General features: G+C 66.0%; 12 protein-coding genes. 5 read left to right on the top strand and 7 right to left on the bottom strand.

Going from position 1 to position 17,371, the window contains the following annotated elements; all coding sequences use genetic code 11:
• Positions 1-4 precede the first annotated feature (4 nt).
• Together ACZY0B_RS14100 and ACZY0B_RS14095 are read right to left on the bottom strand one after the other, a co-directional pair.
• Entirely contained in the window at positions 5-1,441 is a 1,437-nt protein-coding gene (locus ACZY0B_RS14100) for a CehA/McbA family metallohydrolase (protein ID WP_463764745.1), read from the bottom strand.
• Between the two features lie 149 nt (positions 1,442-1,590).
• Positions 1,591-2,538 (bottom strand): class I SAM-dependent methyltransferase, encoded by a 948-nt coding sequence (locus tag ACZY0B_RS14095; protein WP_463764744.1) that lies wholly within the window; start codon positions 2,536-2,538, stop codon positions 1,591-1,593.
• A 205-nt stretch (positions 2,539-2,743) separates the two neighbouring features.
• On the opposite strand from ACZY0B_RS14095, the gene ACZY0B_RS14090 reads away from it, so the two are divergent.
• Positions 2,744-5,119 (top strand): lysylphosphatidylglycerol synthase domain-containing protein, encoded by a 2,376-nt coding sequence (locus ACZY0B_RS14090; protein WP_463764743.1) that lies wholly within the window; start codon positions 2,744-2,746, stop codon positions 5,117-5,119.
• Between the two features lie 8 nt (positions 5,120-5,127).
• Here the strand turns inward: ACZY0B_RS14090 and ACZY0B_RS14085 are convergent, their stop codons facing one another.
• Positions 5,128-7,764, bottom strand: coding sequence for a GH92 family glycosyl hydrolase (locus ACZY0B_RS14085; protein ID WP_463764742.1), 2,637 nt, complete (start codon positions 7,762-7,764; stop codon positions 5,128-5,130).
• A gap of 341 nt (positions 7,765-8,105) precedes the next feature.
• On the opposite strand from ACZY0B_RS14085, the gene ACZY0B_RS14080 reads away from it, so the two are divergent.
• Entirely contained in the window at positions 8,106-8,591 is a 486-nt protein-coding gene (locus tag ACZY0B_RS14080; RefSeq protein WP_463764741.1) for a hypothetical protein, read from the top strand.
• Between the two features lie 39 nt (positions 8,592-8,630).
• Here the strand turns inward: ACZY0B_RS14080 and ACZY0B_RS14075 are convergent, their stop codons facing one another.
• Complete coding sequence (locus ACZY0B_RS14075; protein WP_463764740.1) at positions 8,631-9,722, bottom strand: galactokinase; 1,092 nt, start codon at positions 9,720-9,722, stop codon at positions 8,631-8,633.
• Positions 9,719-10,828 carry a galactose-1-phosphate uridylyltransferase gene (galT, locus tag ACZY0B_RS14070; RefSeq protein WP_463764848.1) on the bottom strand — a complete coding sequence of 370 codons (1,110 nt, stop codon included), beginning with the start codon at positions 10,826-10,828 and terminating at the stop codon, positions 9,719-9,721. The genes ACZY0B_RS14075 and galT overlap by 4 nt, the downstream gene beginning before the upstream one ends.
• A gap of 215 nt (positions 10,829-11,043) precedes the next feature.
• Here galT and ACZY0B_RS14065 point away from each other — a divergent pair, with 215 nt between their 5' ends.
• Entirely contained in the window at positions 11,044-13,206 is a 2,163-nt protein-coding gene (locus tag ACZY0B_RS14065; protein WP_463764846.1) for an FUSC family protein, read from the top strand.
• A gap of 3 nt (positions 13,207-13,209) precedes the next feature.
• Here the strand turns inward: ACZY0B_RS14065 and ACZY0B_RS14060 are convergent, their stop codons facing one another.
• On the bottom strand, positions 13,210-13,758 hold the full coding sequence (locus ACZY0B_RS14060) for a hypothetical protein (protein WP_463764739.1): 549 nt from the start codon (positions 13,756-13,758) through the stop codon (positions 13,210-13,212).
• Between the two features lie 183 nt (positions 13,759-13,941).
• Here ACZY0B_RS14060 and ACZY0B_RS14055 point away from each other — a divergent pair, with 183 nt between their 5' ends.
• Complete coding sequence (locus tag ACZY0B_RS14055; protein WP_463764844.1) at positions 13,942-15,192, top strand: cytochrome P450; 1,251 nt, start codon at positions 13,942-13,944, stop codon at positions 15,190-15,192.
• A 30-nt stretch (positions 15,193-15,222) separates the two neighbouring features.
• On the opposite strand, the gene ACZY0B_RS14050 is transcribed toward ACZY0B_RS14055, so the two are convergent.
• Positions 15,223-16,011 (bottom strand): adenylate/guanylate cyclase domain-containing protein, encoded by a 789-nt coding sequence (locus tag ACZY0B_RS14050; protein ID WP_463764738.1) that lies wholly within the window; start codon positions 16,009-16,011, stop codon positions 15,223-15,225.
• A 185-nt stretch (positions 16,012-16,196) separates the two neighbouring features.
• On the opposite strand from ACZY0B_RS14050, the gene ACZY0B_RS14045 reads away from it, so the two are divergent.
• Positions 16,197-17,371: cytochrome P450 (locus ACZY0B_RS14045; RefSeq protein WP_463764737.1), on the top strand; the 1,175-nt coding region annotated here is incomplete at its 3' end.

The raw sequence follows: 17,371 nt of genomic DNA, 5'->3' as shown, positions 1-17,371 counted from the left end.
TTTCTCAGGTTAGCCACACCGGATTCGTCAAGGCGACCATCGCACCGAGCCGCCCCCGCCGCCCGTCGCGTACCTCGAGTCGGGCAAAACGCGCCGACGCGGCGTCGAGCTCCCATTGCAGCCGGGTACGCGTCGAGGACACCGATGCTCGTCGGACGCAGCCGGCCGCGGTGATCAGGGCGGCGGTTGTACCGGGAGCTCCACTGATCACGGCGGTGACCGTCACCGGCGTCTCGGGCGGTACCCGCAGCTGCTGCCCGGGCCCGGTCACGTCGCCACCGCTGCAGAACGCGGTCAGCTCGCACGCGACATCGCGGGATCCCACGATGTAGGAGCGGCCGCGGCGCAGCCCGTCGACGATTGCGGGGATCGACAGCTCGGCCGCGTGCACGGCCGTCTGGGGCGCGCCGACCAACTGGCGTTTGGCGTGCGAGTCGCTGCCGCCAACCGCGACAAGGCGCCGCCCATTGCGCAGCAGCCTTTGCCAAATACGAAGGGATAGTTCATCATCGACGTTCCACCGGCCGTTCCACACCTCCAGCGCGTCCACGTCGGCGAATCCGAATTCCCACGCCGAGCCCGGCAGTGGCGCGGCGGGATGGGCAGCGACCACCAGTCCACCGGCTTGGCGCACCTCGGTGGCGAAGCGGGGAAACACCCCGTCGCGCGGCCCGTATCGCCAGTCCACCCAGGCGCGCGGAGGCAGGCCGACAGCCAGCCAGTGTCCGTGGCGGGTAGTGACCTCCTCACCCGGAATCACCAATAGCGATCCGGTGTCGCAGCCAGGCCATACCCGGTTGGCGGAGGTGGTGTTGTGTTCGGTGGAGACGATGAAATCAAGTCCGCCGGCGTGCGCGGCCGACACGAGTTCACCGGGATCGCGCTCACCGTCGGAGTGAACCGTATGCAGATGCAGATCACCGCGATACCAGCGCGCACCAACGACCGAGGCGGGCATAAACGCGCTCGTCGCAGCGTCCTGCGCGACCGGTCGCCCGTTGTGCGTGGCGGGCGGCTCGGTGTCCAACGTGACCCGCACCTGCCACGCCATTCCCCACGGGCTCAGCACCACCGGGCCCAGCGCTACCGCCCACACTCCCGGCTCGATGGGACCCGCCAGATAACCGGGCGTGGCATAGCCACTGGCGATCACAAAGCCGTCGCGGGCCCCGCCGGACCAGCCGCGGAACCCGGCCGCATTGCCCAAGTCGTGGCCGGCAGGGCCAAACATCCCTAGATCCAACACATTTCGCGCCAAGCCACCCACGCCGAAGTCGTGGGAAGTGGCCACCCGAATTTGTTGCACGCCCCGCGGTACGTCGAACGGCAGGTAAGCCCACCGGTAGATGCCAAAACCAAACCGTCCCGAAAACGCTATCTCGGTTGCTTTGCCGTCGCGTTGCCCGGTGACGGCGCCGGGCGCGACCTTGGCGATGCTCATGGCTGTCTCCCGTCGGAACGTTGCCACTCCGACGACGGCGGCGGATACACCCACAGCATTCGCCATGAAGGTCTAACCAGCCGTTACATCGACACGAACACCCGCTGTAGGGCTGATGAGTTTGCGCTACGCCAACGGATTTGAAGTCGCTACCCTGCCGAGCGTTGCGCAGCCACGAACAGATTGCCGGGGACGTCGTTCTCGACTTCTTCCGGGGCGCTGCGGCCATAGCCGGCCATCAGCTCCAGAGACGGGGTCACCGTCACGTCCCAGCCGTGGCGAGAAAACCAGTCACCCACGTCCTCACGCTCTTCGAAGTACCACAGTTCGTCGGTGCTGGGGACCTGTCGCTGCGGGTCGGATTTGGCGAACGCCGCGCGGACGCGATCCATCCGCGCCCGCCGGCGCGCCCGGGCTTCGGGGTCGAGGAACTTCGGTCCCAGCGCCTCCACGCCGACCCGGCTCCCGGCGACAGTCAGCCCCTGCACACGTTCGAAAAGCAGCTCCTGCGCCGCGGCCGGCAGATACGGCATCAGCCCCTCGGCCGACCAGGCACTGGGTGCCGAGGCGTCAAAACCAGCCTCCTGCAACGCCTTCGGCCAGTCCTGGCGCAAGTCCACCGGGACCGCGATCCGGTTGCAGGCGGGTTCTGCCCCGTGTTCAGCCAACGTCGACGCCTTGAAATCCAGCACCCTGGGCTGGTCGAGTTCGTAGACCGTCGTGCCGTCCGGCCACGGCAACCGCCAGGACCGCGAGTCCAGGCCGGCCGCCAGGATCACCGCCTGGGAAATGCCCGCCGTTGTCGCGTCCAGAAAGAACGCGTCGAAAAAGGCGGTCCGGGAAGCCATGTAGCCGACCATCGCCTGCATCTGCTGCGCCAAATTGGGTTCGGTCTCGAGGAGGTCGGCGGGCAGCTGCGGCGCGGAGTACCAGTTCCACACTCCGTCGCCGGCGGCGTCGAGGAAGACGCGCGCGAACGGATCGCGGATGAGTGGATTTTCGCTCTCGGTCTCGGCCGCGCGGGATGCCGCGACCCCCAGCGCCGTCGCCCCCACGCTCTCGGTGATCTCCCAGCTGTCGTTATCGGTTCTGGCCACGCTCACGTCCTCCCGGTTGACACATGCCTTGGGCGACCTTACGTGAGCGAGCTGTCCGCAAGCTGTGTCCGTCGGCGGCGCCCCGCTACCGTTGACCTGCAGGTGAACAAGCTGTCCGTCAAGTTCATGCACGCTTGCCCGGAGGTATCCGGTTAAGTTGTCGGCGGGCCGCTAACAGCGTGGCCCCGGTCCGAAGGATCCTGACATGCGAGTTGACGGGCGCGATATCAGCGTTTCGGGCAGCTTGCTGCAACCGGTGAACCGGCGGACCAACGACATTCTGCGGCTGATCTTGGCCACCGCCTTTCTCGCGACGGTGATCACCGGTTCACTGATCACCCGCCCCCGCTGGATTCGGCTGGAAAGATCCATCTCGCAGATTGTCGGGGTCTTGACCCCCACGCAATCCGACCTGGTTTACCTGCTGTACGGATTCGCGATTCTGGCGTTGCCGTTCATGATCCTGATCGGCCTGATCGTCGCCCGGCAATGGAAATTATTGGGCGCCTACGGGGCGGCCGCGATTCTCGCGGCACTGCCGTTGTCGATCAGCAGCAACCGCCTCGCGGCACCCCGATGGCACTTCGATGTCTCGGACCGGCTGAGCACCCTGCCGGCGCAGTTCCTCGACGACCCGCGCTGGATCGCGATGCTGGCCGCGGTGCTGACGGTCTCCGGCCCCTGGCTGCCCGCGCGCTGGCGGCACTGGTGGTGGGCGCTGCTGCTCGCCTTCGTACCGATTCACCTCGTCATCAGTGCCATCGTCCCGGCTCGCTCCTTGGCGGGGCTGGCGGTGGGATGGTTCGTCGGCGCGCTGGTGGTGCTTGCCGTCGGTACGCCCGCGCTGGAAGTGCCGCTGGTGGCCGCGGTCCGTGCGATGGCCAAGCGTGGATTCGTCGTCTCGCGGCTGATGGTGATCCGGCCCGCCGGACCCGGTCCGCTTGTGTTGTCGACCGATTCCGGCGATCCCGATTCGACGGCAGCGATCGAGTTGTACGGCCCGCACCAACGCAGCGGCGGCGCGCTGCGCGAGCTATGGCGCAAGCTACGACTGCGCGATGCCGAAACCGCTCCCCTGCAGGCCTCGATGCGTCGCGCCGTCGAACATCGCGCCTTGATGGCCATCGCCATCGGTGAGGCGGGGGTGGCCAACACGTCGACGATCGCCTTCGCGGCTCTGGACCGGGGATGGACGCTCTACGCGCACAGGCCCGTTCGGGGGATCCCGCTCGACGAGTGCACAAAGACGACGCCGGTCGCGCGGGTGTGGGAATCGCTGGGAAAGCTGCACGACTTTCAGATCTCGCACGGCGACCTGCGCAGCCACGAGATCACCGTCGATGATGGCACGGTGCTCTTCGGCGGGTTCGGCAACGCCGAATACGGCGCCACCGACGTCCAACTCCAATCCGACCTCGCCCAGCTCCTGGTGACCACGTCAGCGCTGTACGACGCCAAATCGGCGGTGCGGGCGGCCATCGACACGTTCGGCAAAGACAGCGTCTTGACCGCCTCCCGGCGGCTTACCAAATCCGCTGTGCCCAAACGAGTCCGGAATTCGGTGGGCGACCCGTCCGCCGTCATCTCCGCTGCGAGGGCCGAAGTCAAGTCCCAAACGGGTGCTGATCAGATCGAGAAGCAGACCATCACCCGATTCACCCGTAGCCAGGTCGTCCAGCTGGTCCTGCTCGGGGCGCTGGTCTATGTGGCGTACCCCTTCATCAGCACCGTGCCGACGTTCTTTTCCGAACTCAGAACCGCGAATTGGTGGTGGGCGCTACTAGGCCTGTTCATTTCGGCCTCGACATATGTGGGTGCGGCTGCGGCGTTGTGGGCTTGCACGGACGGGACGGTGAACTTTTGGAAGCTGTCAATTGCCCAGGTAGCCAACACCTTTGCTGCCACCACGACCCCGGCCGGGGTCGGCGGTCTGGCGCTGAGCACCCGTATCCTGCAGAAGGGCGGTCTGTCCGTCATGCGGGCCACCGCCGCGGTGGCGCTGCAGCAATCGGTGCAGGTGATCATGCACCTGATATTGCTGATTTTGTTCAGCACCGTGGCGGGCGCGTCGATGGACCTTTCGCATTTCGTCCCGGATGCCACGGTGCTCTACCTGATCGCGGGTGTGGCGCTGGGTATTGTCGGGACGTTCGGGTTCGTGCCCAAGCTCCGCGGCTGGCTGGCGACGGCGGTCCGCCCGCGGCTGCAGGAGGTGGCCAAGGACCTCGTCGAGCTCGTCCGTGAACCCAGGCGATTGGCGCTGATTGTACTCGGTTGTGCCGGAACAACTCTCGGTGCGGCGCTGGCGCTGTGGTCCAGCGTCCAGGCCTTCGGCGGCGGCGCCACGTTCGTCACCTGCACCGTGGTGACGATGGTCGGCGGCACGCTGGCCTCGGCTGCGCCGACGCCCGGTGGGGTGGGTGCCGTCGAAGCAGCGCTGATCGGTGGGCTGGCCGCATTCGGCGTGCCCGCCGCCGTCGGGGTGCCGTCGGTGCTGCTGTATCGGGTGCTCACCTGCTGGCTGCCGGTCTTCATCGGGTGGCCGGTGATGCGCTGGCTCGCCGACAACGACATGGTCTAGCGATACACTCAGGGTTCGTCACTATGGGCTTGCGCCATGACCAGTACGGTTGCCCTCCGGACACTCTCGCCGACCATGACGGTGAGATAGACGATGTAATAGCCCTCGGGCACCGACCGCGCCAGCGTGATCGGGACGGTAACCGCGGACGACCCGTCAGAGGCGAACTGACCCGACACCGGTGTAGCTGTAACCCCGTCGGCGGAGGACACGCCGGTGATGCTGTAGTTGCCGGCATCGCCGGCCATCCGTTGAGCGTCGACTTTGGCACTTCCCGTGCTTCCGGGAGCAATCGTGACGACGGGAGGGGACACATTGAGTGTCACGGCAGAACCGCCCGCGCCAAACGACGGTGGCGCCGAGGATTCACCCGCGCCCCAGCCCATGTCCGGGTAGGCGGCGAGCGAGAACGCCAGCTCGCCGCCGGTCTTGATGATCGACTCGGGAAGAAAGGTCCGGTCGGTGGGCTTGCGGTCGACGCTCAGACCGCTGATGTACTTCAGATGGTTCGGTCCGGATGCCCCCGGCGCGGAGATCCGGATGGAATTGCCTGCCGGAAGCTTGATTACGGCGCGATCGAAGAGCGGCGTGTTCAGTGTGAGGATCGGCGTACCGGGAGTGACGGGATACAGGCCGAGCGCGGCCCAGACATACCAGCTGGAGAGCGCCCCGAGGTCATCGTTGCCCGGCGCGCCATCCGGCGTAGGTCCGAAGAGGCCGCGCACCCGGTCGACCGTGAGCTGAGTCTTCGAGGGCTGACCGATGTAGTTGTAGAGCCATGGCACCCCGAATCCCGGCTCATTGCCGGCCCAAAGGTACGGCTCATTGGGGCCCACATTGAGTTTCCTGGTGAAGCGGTCGAGCCGGTCCGCCACTGCCTGACGGCCGCCGAGCGCCGTCACCAGGCCGGCTACGTTGTGCGGTACCCACCAGACGTATTGCTCCGCGTTGCCCTCGTCGTATCCGATTTGGCCGAAAGTTGCAGGCGAATCTACGAATCCAGGCCCGGCAGGGAAGAATCCCATCAGACTCCGCGGCGAAACGTAGCGGGTGGTCGGATTGAACAGGTTCTGCCAGTACTGCGACCGGTTCTGGAAGTGGGCTGCGGTTGCGGCGTCGCCGAGTGAGTCGGCGAATCGCGAGATGGCGAAGTCGTCGACCGACCATTCGAGTGTGAGGGAAGCGTCGGTGATCCAACCGTTGCTGCCGAACTCGAAGGTGAACGGTGCATAGCCGAACTGCAAGTACTTCTTGATGCCAGGCCGCTCCACGTACCCGTTCAAGCCGACTCCGCCGTACGTCGCCGTATTCACCATGTAGCGCAACGCCGTTCGAACGTCGAAGTCGGTGGCCCCGTAGGCGTACAGATTGACGATGAACGGTACTACGTTGTCTCCGCTCATCTCGCCGGTCGCCGAATTCGCAAAAGACCAACGTGGAAATGATCCGCTTTGCTCGGCGTCATTGACGAGCGACTGCGCCATGTCGCTGGCTTGCTTCGGAAAGAGCAGTCCCTGTAGAGGCGCCAGGCTGCGGTAGGTGTCCCAGTCGGAGAAGTTGGCGTACTGGGTGTGCCCCTTGGCCACCTCGTGGATGAAGCCGTCGAATCCGATGTAGCGTCCGTCCACATCGTTGAAGGTGTTGGGGTGCAACAGAGATCGGTACAGGGAGGTATAGAACGTGTCGAGGTTGGCGGAGTTCCGGCCGGCCACCGCGATACACGACAGGGTCGTGTTCCACTCGGAGAGTGCGGCGGCCCGCACTTCATCGAAGCTTGCTGCGCCCTCGGAAGCCAGGTTGGCCCGCGCTCCTTCGATACCGACGTAGGAGATCGCGGTGTGCACCTCGACCACCGAACCGGCCGGGAACCCCACGTACCCTCCGCCGAAGGACGAAGCCGCGTTGCGGGCACCGGCGTAGACCGAATAGCCGTCCCAGGTGCCGTAGGAGGTGAACGGCTTGCTGAATTTCATGGCGAAATACACTGTGTACGTATTGTTTTTGCCGCAGAATCCGCCGCTGGTCGCCCATCCGGTGATCGTGGTGTTGTCTTCTCCGATTTGGATGGCTGCGCGGGAGTTGCCCGCCAGCGAAGCGCCGGAACGCACGTGGAACAGCGCGGGCCGACCGTTGTGCGGGTAACTGAACCGGCCGACGCCGGTGCGGGTGGTGGCAGTGAGTTCAGCGGTCACTTCGGTATCGGGGAACCGCACCGTGTAGTAGCCCGGGTCGCCCTGCTCCGTGTCATCGTGGGCGATCCGTTCCCAGGCATTCCACGATTGTGCATAAGTCGGGGTGGTGGTCGGCAACATTGAGATGTCGCCGAATGCCGCACAGCCCACCGACGCATGCGTCATGCTGAAGCCGGTCGAGCGCGAGTTGTGGTAGCTATAGCCGGCGTAGTTGCCGACGGTGTCCGGCGAGTACTGCACCATTCCGAATGGCACCGAGGCGCCGGGAAAGTCGTTGATCTCGCCCACCGTCTCGCCGCCCGTGCCCGTTCCGATGAGCGTGTCGACATGCTCGACCGGATTCGCGACGAACCCGGGTTCACCGTCGTAGGCAATGGGCGGGGCGGCCCCAATAAACGTCATGAAGACAGCCGTCACCGCAACCAGTGCGATGAGGATCCTTCGTGACTTCATAGCTGTCTCTTACTGCATACTCGTCCCTGCGGGCACGTGTTTAGGAAAAGCATTTTCGGACGACCGTGCTCCGAGCGGCCGATATCGCGCTAGCAACCTTTCCCGACGATGTCGGCCAGTCTGATTACGCCCTACTGGCACTGGTGGCGACCCAATTTTCGGGAGAGTAGATCGGCGAAACATTTCTCCGCAGCAACTATTGCTGTGGCGTCGGGAAAACGCTGCTCAACGTAACGATTGACGCAGGCTCATCGAAATCGTCGCCCCCGATTCCCCGCCGCGCGTGCGGCTGGCCGCACATTCGTGGCCCCGCGAAGCACGATTGGTCTTACGGTATGTGCATGGCAGAAGAGTCGTACGCGATCGACGCCGGGCACCCACCGTCGGCCCTGCTCAAACTCATCAACCCGATGCTGGGCTTCCTGCTGCGCACCCCGCTGGCCGGCCCCGCCCGCAAGCAGCTCATGGTGTTGAGCTTCACCGGGCGAAAGACGGGGCGCCCGTTCACACTTCCGGTGAGCGCCCATGTGATCGACAGCGATCTGTATGCGCTGACCGGTGCACCGTGGAAGCAGAACTTCCGCGGCGGCGCTCCCGCCCAGGTCATCTACGACGGCAGGACGACCGCGATGCACGGCGAGCTCATCCGGGACCGCGCTATCGTTTCCGATCTCTATAAGCGCTGCGCCGACTCGTATGGCGTCCGGCGTGCACAAACGATGATCGGGTTGAAATTCCGCGACCAGCGAATCCCGACGCTCGAGGAATTCGGCGAGGCGGTCGACCGCATGCACCTCGGCGCGGTTCGGTTCACTCCGGGCGGGTAGCCCACGCGTCGACGTCCAGCGGGCACTGGCGGGCACCCTCTACCCACATAGTCGCGCCCCCGTAGCCGCGCGGGTTCGAGTGATCACCGGCTGCTCAAACCCGGCATCAATCAGCGCCCGTCGCACCGCCTCGCCAACCACCTCTGCCTGCTCGGTTGGCACCAGGGCGATCACACAGCCCCCGAAGCCGCCGCCGGTCATCCGAGCGCCCAGGGCACCCGCGCGGACCGCGGTGTCGGCGATCAGGTCGATGTGCGGAATGGTGATTTCGAAATCGTCACGCATGGAGGCATGCGACGCGGTCATGATCTGGCCGGCCGCGGTGAAGTCCGAATCCCGCAGTGTGCCAACGAAATCAAGGACACGCCGGTTCTCGGTCAGCACATGACGGGCCCGACGGGCGTCGACCGCATCGGTGACCGCCGCCAAAACCGATGGTCCGCGATCTTGGACCTCACGCAATGACGGCACCTTGAGCTCGGCGGCCGCCCGCTCGCACGACGCACGCCGGGCCGCATACTCGCCACCCGCGTGCCGATGCCGCGCCCGGGAGTCGATCAGCAGCAGCGCGACGCCGCACGCGTCCGGGTCGAATGCGACGGGCTGCACGGTGACATCGCGAAAGTCGATCAGCAGCGCGGTCGACGACTCCCCGAACAGTGCGGACAGTTGATCAAGCAAACCCGTTGGGGCACCGACATATTCATTCTCGGCGCGCTGGGCCAGCAACGCCTGCTCTGTTGCGTCGATGTGCACACCGGCGGCCGACGCGATCGCGCCCAGCGTCGCGCATTCCAATGCCGCCGAGGAAGACAGGCCCGACCCCATCTCCACGTCGCTGGTGATCGACATCGCGCCGCCCGGCACCGGGTGACCGGCCTGGCGCAGCGCCCACATCACCCCGGCCACATAACTCGCCCAGCCATCCAGGTCCCCGGGAGCGGTGCCGAGCGGAATGCGCACCGCGCCGTCCGTGCGGTCGCTGCTCACCGTGATCGCGTCACCGCGGTCGGGGGTAAAGGTCACCACCGTGCGCTGCGGGAGCGCGATCGGCAGCGCGAACCCGAGGTTGTAATCGGTGTGCTCCCCGATCAGATTGATCCGCCCCGGCGCGGCGTACCGAACCGTCATCCGAGTTCGGCCAGTCGCTGGGCCACGCTTTCGGGCGTGACGTCGGTGATGAACGCGTCCATCGCCGATTCGGAGGCCGCCAGATACTTGAGCTTGGTGGCGCTGCGCCGAATCGACATCAACTCGACGTGGAAGTAGCCGTCAGCCTGAGCCGCGGTGTCGGCGTACTGGTGCAGCGCCGAAATATAGGGCAGCGGAGCTGAATACATCCGGTCGAACCGCCCCAGCACGTCGAGGTAGAGCTGCGCGAACGCGTCCAGCTCGTCCTCTGTTAACTCAACGAGGTTGTGCACGAACCTGTTCGGGTAGATGTGCACCTCGACCGGCCAGCGCGCCGCGAACGGGACAAACGCCGTGAACAGTTCGGTGCGCTTGACAATGCGACTGCTGTCGGCGACCTCACCGGCCAGCAGATTGGCAAAGAGGTTGCCGCCGTGACGCATTCGATATTCGCGCGCCTGCCCCAGCATCGCGGTGGTTCGCGGCGTCAGATAAGGGTAGCCGTAGATCTGACCATGCGGATGGGTCAGCGTCACCCCGATTTCCTCGCCGCGATTTTCGAAACAGAACACCTGCTCGATGCCCGGTGCGGCCATCAGATCGGCGGTGCGGTGCCGCCATGCCTCGACAACCAGCCGCCCGTGCGCCGGTTCCAGCTCCGAGAACGACCCGGTGTGGTTGCTGGAAAAACAGATCACCTCGGTCCGGCCATGCCCGGGTGCGCAGACAAATCCGTCAGCGTCCGGCGCGCCCACCGGCCGGCCGGCACCGGACAGGCTCGGGAACCGGTTCTCGAACACGACTACGTCGTAGTCCGGCGCGGGCACCTCGCTGGTCAGCCCGGTCGGACCCGGACACAGCGGACACTGGTCGGCTGGCGGCTTGTAGGTGCGGTCTTGTCGCAGCGCCGCGATGATCACCCACTGTCCGGTCGACCGGTCAAACCGCAACTGCGTCTGGTCCGGAACCCGCTCCGGCAAGGGCCTGCGATCGGCGACCGGCGCCGGACGGTGCCCGGGCAACGCGAAGAACAACAGGTCACGGCCATCGGCCAGCTTCGCCCGCGTCGGCGCTGTCACGACCTCGAAGACTAGCCTGGTCCACAGCGGTCGCGCAGTAGCGCCGTGATGAGGAAGCAAAAAAGGAGAGGCGGTAGCCGGTGTCGGGTGGGCGCGGGGCGCACGAGCCCGGCCTTCGCGATACCCGCCGAGATGATGTGGATTCCAGCGCCGCCGAGGGTCTCGGCGCATCGGCGACGGTGCTGTATGAGCGGGCGCGAAACTGGTGGATCGGCTCCGATCCGGGACTGTTGCGACTGCGAATGGCGATTCGGACGACGGCCGCGCTGGCCTGCTCGCTCGCGATCCTTTTCGCGCTGACCCGCGCGACCGGACAGCCGTTGACCGTAGCGTTGCTGGGCGTCGTCATCACGATGATCGCGTCCCGATCGGTCAACGAGCCCGACCCGCGCCAGCAGCGAATCACGATGGCACTGTTGCCGTTGCCCGCCGCGCTGTCGATCACAGCTGCCGTGCTGCTCGCGCCGCACCTGGTGGCCGCCGACGCCGTCTTCGTGGTGGTGGTCTTCGCCGCGGTCTACGTCCGCCGCTTCGGGCCCCGCGGCAGAGCACTCGGCATGGTCGCGTTCATGGCCTATTTCTTCACTTTGTATCTGCGAGCGAGTATTTCGGAGTTGCCGTGGATGATCGGCGCCGTCGTGGTCGGAACGGTGTGCACGTTCGTAATGAGCACCTACGTACTGCCTGATCGGCCAGAACGCGTGCTGCGCGCCACGATTCGCGCGCTGCGGGCGCGGATGGCGATCGTTGTCGACACCACGGCGGAGGCGGTTCGCACCGGCCGGCTCGACGAACGGCGACGACGCCACATGCGGGCCCGCACCATTCGGCTCAACGAGACCGCCTTGCTGGTGCAGAGCCAGATCGAAGACAAGGCCGATCCCGCCGTGCTGTGGCCCGGGGTGACCAGCCAACAGCTGGCTCCGTGGTTGTTCGACGCCGAACTGGCCATCGAGTGGGTAGCCAACGCCGGGCGGCAAGCGGCATTGGTCGTCGCGGAGAATCCGCCCGCCATCGCGCCCAACACCCGCCTCGAACTGGTCGGGGCGCTCAACGAGCTCGCGCGAGCGATCCGCATTCCGTCGCTCGACGGGCTTGCGCAGGCCGCGAGTCAGGCCCAGCGGGTAGTCGACCAGCTGCCCCGGCCCACCGCCACTGACGACCCCGCCGAAGCGGCGGTACGCCGCCTTGCGCTGGCAATCATCAACGCCGCCAACGCAACTGCCGAAGTCCGCGCCATCGTCGAACGGGCCACCGCCGGCGCCGTGCAAACCTCCGGTACCACACAGCCACCCGAATCCGAAGCCTGCCCCGAAGTTGACGATGCCGATGCCAAGCCAGCCGACCGCGGGCTGTCGCAGACCACTCGGCAAGCCATTCAGGTGACGATCGCCGCGTCGCTGGCTATCGCCATCGGCGAGTTGGTGTCGCCCGCCCGTTGGTTTTGGGCGGTCATCGCGGCGTTCGTGATCTTCGCCGGGACCAACTCGTGGGGTGAAACCCTGACCAAGGGCTGGCAGCGGACGCTCGGCACCATCCTCGGCGTGCCTTGCGGCATGCTGGCGGCCACGCTGTTCGCCGGCGACAAGACCGCCTCGCTGGTGGCGATTTTCGTCTGCCTGTTCTGCGCGTTCTATTTCATGACGGTCACCTACAGCCTGATGACCTTCTGGATCACCACCATGCTGGCGCTGCTTTACGGCTTGATGGGCCAATTCTCTTTGGGCGTATTGATGTTGCGCATCGAAGAAACCGCGATCGGCGCCGTGATCGGAGTTACCGTGGCAATCCTGGTGTTACCGACGAACACCAGAACCGCCATCCGCGAGGACACCCGTGCCTTCTTGAAGGCGTTGACCGCGCTGATCGAGATCTCCACCGCGACGATGTTCGGCGAGGACGAGTCCGTCAGCCCGACCGAGCAAGCGCGCCAGCTCGACCGGAACCTGCAACAGTTCCGGATTACCGCCAAGCCACTCTTGGCAGGAGTGGCCGGCCTCGCCGGGCGCCGCAGCATTCGCCGCGGCCTACGCATCTTCACCGCCTGCGATCGCTACGGGCGAAGCCTGGCCCGCAGCAGCGAGCGCTACCGGGATGCCGTCGGGTCACCACAGCTGGGCGACGCGTTCACCGCTGCCGCAGCGCAAACTCTGGGCAACATCGATGCGCTCGTCACCCTCGTCGACGGAGCGGGCACGGCGACCGTCAACTCCGCGACCTACGCGCTGGACGCCGCCGAGGCCCTGGCCCGCCATCACGACGGCGAGGACGGGCCGCATCCCGACACGAGGCGATTCCTCACCGCGGTGCACGCGCTTCGCCAGATCGAGCGGGCCGTCATCACCGCGGCAATAAACCTCGGCGCGCACGACACCCAGCAGGCACCCAGCTCGACCGCGCGCTGAGCATCACCCGTCGTCGGTCTGGCTCAGTTGCAGGGTGTGCTCCGCGTCGACGACGAGCAGATCCCGCACCCGCGGCCACCAGAAGATCTCGACGGCGAAGAATACGACGAAAAGCCATGACACAAAGGCGCTTCGGGGTGACGCGGAGACGCTATCGAGCACCGCCAACACCACCATCGCCGCGGCCGTCAGCCACACCAGCCACCGCCCGGCACGGGCTTGCTCGCGGGCATCGCGCAGACCCGTCGCGTACTCAACGGCCGCGGACGCCAGGCGCGCGTCGTCCAGGCGGTGGCCCTGTCGTGCCGCACGAACCAACGCGACTCGTTCGGCACCGCTCAGATCCTTGGCGACCGGCCAGAATTTGCCCATCCGCCTAGCCACCACCGCGCCGTAGAAGACGCTCGTCACCACGAATGCGATTACCCCACCCAGCACCAGTCCGGATTCGGCGAGCACCAACGTGGCCAGGAAGAATCCGACGGGAATCCCTACGCACACCCCCCGCCGCACCGGACCCCCGCGCCACGCCCACGCCGGGACCAGAAACATAGTCCGATTGTCTCCTGTCTTCGCCGGGCTCTCGCACAGTGGCTCGACCAGCGGGATCGGCTTGGCAGTGGCTCTGCACCCGCAGGCAAAGGCGCATGGCCGACATTTGGTCTTATGTGTATGCCCAACCGCGTCTAAGCGCTAGCATCTCCTCACCACCCGCAATCCCCGAGGAGCGCACCCATCGCCACTGTCAACCTCCCGCCGGGGTTCGACTTCACCGATCCCGACATCTATGCCCACCGGTTACCGGTGGGCGAGTTGGCGGAACTGCGCCGGGCGGCGCCGATCTGGTGGAATGAGCAACCGCTCGACCAGGGCGGGTTCTCCGACGGCGGCTACTGGGTGGTGACCAAGCACCGCGACATCCGCGAGGTGTCGCTGCGCAGCGACATCTTCTCGTCGGCAACGAAATCCATCGTGCCGCGCTACCGGGAAGACCAGGCACAGGGCCAGATCGAAGCCGGCCGGGCATCGATGATCATGATGGACGACCCCGAACACAGCCGGTTGCGCAAGATCGTCGCCCGCGGATTCACCCCGCGCGCCGTCGAACGCCTACGCGCCGACCTCAACGAGCGCGCGCGGCAGATCGCCCAACACGCCGCGGCGCAACGCTCGGGCGACTTCGTTCTTCAGGTGGCCTGCGAGTTGCCGCTGCAGGCCATCGCCGGCCTGCTCGGGGTGCCGGCGGAGGACCGCGGCAAGCTGTTCGACTGGTCCAACAAGATGATCGGAAGCGACGACCCGGAATTCGCCGACTACGACGCCCTCACCTCGGCAGGCGAATTGATGTGGTACGCAATGCAATTGGCTGCCCGCAAAGCCGAAGATCCGGGTGACGACATCGTTACGACGCTGGTCGAGGCCGACGCCGACGGTGACGGACTTTCCGAGGCGGAGTTCGGCATGTTCGTGGTCACGCTGGGCATCGCCGGCAACGAGACGACTCGCAACTCGATCACGCAGGGGATGATGGCCTTCACCGACCACCCCGAGCAGTGGGAGCTGTTCAAGGCGCAGCGACCCAAGACCGCGGCCGATGAGATCATCCGGTGGGCCACTCCGATCACGGCTTTTCAGCGCACCGCCCTGACCGACACCGAGCTCGGCGGCGTCGAGATCAAAAAGGGTCAGCGGGTGGTGATGTTCTACCGCTCCGCCAATTTCGACGAAGAGGTCTTCGACGACCCGTTCGCCTTCAACGTGTTGCGCAGCCCCAACCCGCACCTCGGATTCGGTGGCACCGGAGCGCATTACTGCATCGGCGCCAACCTGGCTCGCATGACGATCGACATCATGTTCAACGCGATCGCCGATCACCTGCCCGACCTGGCTTCCGCGGGAGATCCCCAGCGGCTGCGCTCACCGTTCATCAACGGCATCAAGCATTGGCAGGTCGACTACAACAGCGCCTGTCCCTTCGCTCAGTAGCGGCTGAGTCCTGTTCGCCGGTAATCGAAGTCACACCTTGAGGCTGAACGCGTCGATCGGCTGGTCGTATCCGCGCAGGCTCAACCGCCGCTGCGGCGAGCTTCCCATCAACTCGTCGGCCACTCCGGACGCGACGAGCATCTCCCCACCGGCGGCGTGCTGTTGCATCCGCGCCGAAACGTTGACCGGATCGCCGAGCGCGGTGAAATCGACCACCGCCTCCCCGACATTGCCGACGTACGCGATTCCCGCATTGACCGCCACGCCTAGCTGCAGCCAAGGCCCCTGGTCACCCCCGTACCCGACCGCGTGGAGCAGATCCATCCCCGCGCGCACCGCACGACTCCGGTAATGGGGCCCACTGATGCCCCGCACAAAGAACGCCATGACCTCGTCGCCGATGAGCTTGTCGATCACCGCATCATGCCGCAGTAGAGCCTGCGTCGCGGCTGCGTAGAACCGGTTGAGCAGCGCGGCAAAGTCCGCGGCGTCACCGCGCTGGCCCAGCGCCGTGGAACCGCGAACGTCGGCGAACAACACCGCGACGTCCACTTCGGCGCCACCCGGAGGAAGCGCGTCGCAACAGCGACTGCACAGATTGGGGTTCTTGCGCGACGGGCTGAATCCGGCCGCAGCGAAGACGCGTCCGACCGGCCCACCAAACGGGTTGTTGCACACCTTGCAACGCGGTTCCGAGGGCAGGTAACGGAACACCCGTCGCGCCCTGACCAGAGGCGCATGACCTTCCGTTAACACCTTCTCCCACGGCTGCTTTGGGGCTATCGGAGCGGTGGCGGGCGTGGAATCTAAGACAACCATGCCGCAATTGTCGGCTCCGGGCCCCGTCGGCACATGAGGCATCCGCCCCAAAACCGGTCCACTTGACGGCCAAAATCGATTCCCCGAAACGCGCCTCGTTGACACCTGTACACCGTGGCCATACATTGTCTGGAAGTTGTCCGCGAGCTTCGCTCAGCGCGGATTCCCGGGCTAAGGAGACCGCCATGGCCGTCGGTACCGCTCCCGCAAGTGTTTTCGACGCCGACCTGCCTGCGCTGGACTACGACGCCGGGGAAACCCCGGCGGAGATCTACCCGCGCATCGAAGCCGTGCAACGACAGGCCCCGATCGCGATCGGACCTTTCGGACCCGAGGTGCTCTCATACCGCCTCGTGCGCACCGTTCTTCGCGACACCCGGTTCCAGATTCCGCCCGGCATCAATCTGCTCGTCCAGGGCATCACGTCGGGCCCGTTGTGGGACAAGGTGGTCAACAGCTTGCTCTGCCTGGAAGGCGACGCGCACCATCGGCTGCGCAGTCTGACCTCCAAGGCGTTCACCCCCCGGGCGACCCTGCGCCTGCACGACACGATGGCCGACCTGATGAACGAGCTCGTCGACCAGGTTGCCGACGCGGGGCGCTGCGACGTCGTCACCGACATCGCCCGCCCCTACCCCGTGCCGATCATCTGCGCGCTGCTCGGCGCGCCGCGTGAGGATTGGCAACAGTTTTCGCTGTGGGCCGACGAGATCTTCAAAGCCTTCAGCTTCAATGTCGACATTCGCGAACTCGAGCCCGGCGTCATGCGCGCGTGGGCCGAACTCGACGACTATGTCGACGACATGGTCGACCGGCGCCGGCACAGCCTGACCGACGACCTGCTTTCCGACCTCATCCGCGCCGAGGACGACGGGGACCGCCTCAATGCCGCCGAGCTGCGCATGCTCGCCGGAGGGCTGTTGCTGGCGGGGACGGACACCACCCGCAACCAGGTGGGCGCCTCGGTGCAGGTGCTCTGCGAGCACCCCGAGCAGTGGGAACTGCTCAAGGGGAATCCCGAACTGGCCATGCGCGCGGTCGAGGAAACCATGCGCCATTCACCGATCGCCTGTGGGACTCTGCGGCTGGTGATCGAGGATGCCGAGCTCGACGGCTACCTCTTCCCTGCCGGCACCATGGTGTTGGTGAATACCGCTGCGGCCAACCGTGATCCGGATGTGTACGCCGACCCACACCGCGTCGACATCACCCGCGAGGGGGCACCGCCCATCCTGACATTCGGCGGTGGCATTCACTACTGCCTGGGCGCCAACCTGGCCCGCCGCGAACTCGCCGAGGCGCTGACCGTTCTGTCCCAGCGGCTGGTGAACCCGCGCATCGCCGGACCGGTGCCATGGAA

The sequence above is a fragment of the Mycobacterium sp. IDUB_19 genome, assembly GCF_055419445.1.
Note: the sequence above shows the minus strand (reverse complement) of the source record. Positions and strands in the feature narration are given on the sequence as shown.

Coding starts and splice junctions, on each gene's coding strand:
- ACZY0B_RS14090 (WP_463764743.1), top strand. CDS start 2,744: ATGCGAGTTGACGGGCGCGATATCAGCGTTTCGGGCAGCTTGCTGCAA.
- ACZY0B_RS14080 (WP_463764741.1), top strand. CDS start 8,106: ATGGCAGAAGAGTCGTACGCGATCGACGCCGGGCACCCACCGTCGGCC.
- ACZY0B_RS14085 (WP_463764742.1), bottom strand. CDS start 7,764: ATGAAGTCACGAAGGATCCTCATCGCACTGGTTGCGGTGACGGCTGTC.
- ACZY0B_RS14100 (WP_463764745.1), bottom strand. CDS start 1,441: ATGAGCATCGCCAAGGTCGCGCCCGGCGCCGTCACCGGGCAACGCGAC.
- ACZY0B_RS14060 (WP_463764739.1), bottom strand. CDS start 13,758: ATGTTTCTGGTCCCGGCGTGGGCGTGGCGCGGGGGTCCGGTGCGGCGG.
- ACZY0B_RS14065 (WP_463764846.1), top strand. CDS start 11,044: ATGGCGATTCGGACGACGGCCGCGCTGGCCTGCTCGCTCGCGATCCTT.
- ACZY0B_RS14075 (WP_463764740.1), bottom strand. CDS start 9,722: ATGACGGTTCGGTACGCCGCGCCGGGGCGGATCAATCTGATCGGGGAG.
- ACZY0B_RS14050 (WP_463764738.1), bottom strand. CDS start 16,011: ATGGTTGTCTTAGATTCCACGCCCGCCACCGCTCCGATAGCCCCAAAG.